We start from the raw sequence: 789 nt of genomic DNA, 5'->3' as shown, positions 1-789 counted from the left end.
TTCTACTTCGAGTGGTCTGAGCACAGCTACGAGCACCATCGACAGCCTGTCGACGTCTACCTCTTCTGGCTTGAGCACGGCGACCAGTGGCATCTCGAGCCTCTCAACGGGCCTGAGCACGACCAACAGCAACGTCAGCAGCTTGTCGACCTCGACGTCGTCTGGCTTGAGCACGGCCACGAGCAGCATCGACAGCCTGTCGACGTCTACCTCGAGCGGTCTGAGTACTGCAGCCAGTGGCATCTCCAGCCTGTCCACAGGTCTGAGCACGACCAACAGCAACGTGAGCAGCCTGTCGACGTCCACGTCGTCGGGTCTGAGCACCGCCACGAGCAGCATCTCGAGNCAGCGGTATCTCCAGCTTGTCCACTAGCCTCAGCTCCACGAACAGCAACGTGAGCAGCCTGTCCACGTCGACATCGTCGGGCTTGAGCACGGCGACCAGCGGCATCTCGAGCCTGTCCACCGGCCTGAGCACCACGAACAGCAATGTGGGCAGCCTGTCGACCTCGACGTCGTCTGGCTTGAGCACGGCAACCAGCGGCATCTCGAGTCTGTCCACCGGTCTGAGCACCACGAACAGCAATGTGGGCAGCCTGTCGACCTCGACGTCGTCCGGCCTGAGCACGGCGACCAGCAGCATCGATAGCCTTTCGACTTCGACGTCGTCTGGTTTGAGCACGGCCACCAGCGGTATCTCCAGCCTGTCGACGGGTCTGAGCACGACGAACAGCAACGTCAGCAGCCTGTCGACCTCCACGTCATCCGGTCTGAGCACGGCGACGAGCA

The 789-nt window shown here is 62.2% G+C and carries 2 pseudogenes; both read left to right on the top strand.

What is annotated here, in order from left to right:
• Positions 1 to 345: pseudogene (locus ASD34_RS28570) on the top strand (accessory Sec-dependent LPXTG-anchored adhesin); the annotation flags it as partial.
• Between the two features lies 1 nt (position 346).
• Positions 347 to 789: pseudogene (locus tag ASD34_RS28565) on the top strand (hypothetical protein); the annotation flags it as partial.

Origin of the sequence: Variovorax sp. Root473, assembly GCF_001426505.1 — a bacterium.
Lineage (GTDB): Bacteria > Pseudomonadota > Gammaproteobacteria > Burkholderiales > Burkholderiaceae_C > Variovorax.
The sequence above is the reverse complement of the archived record's forward strand: the minus strand, read 5'-3'. Positions and strand labels throughout refer to the sequence as shown.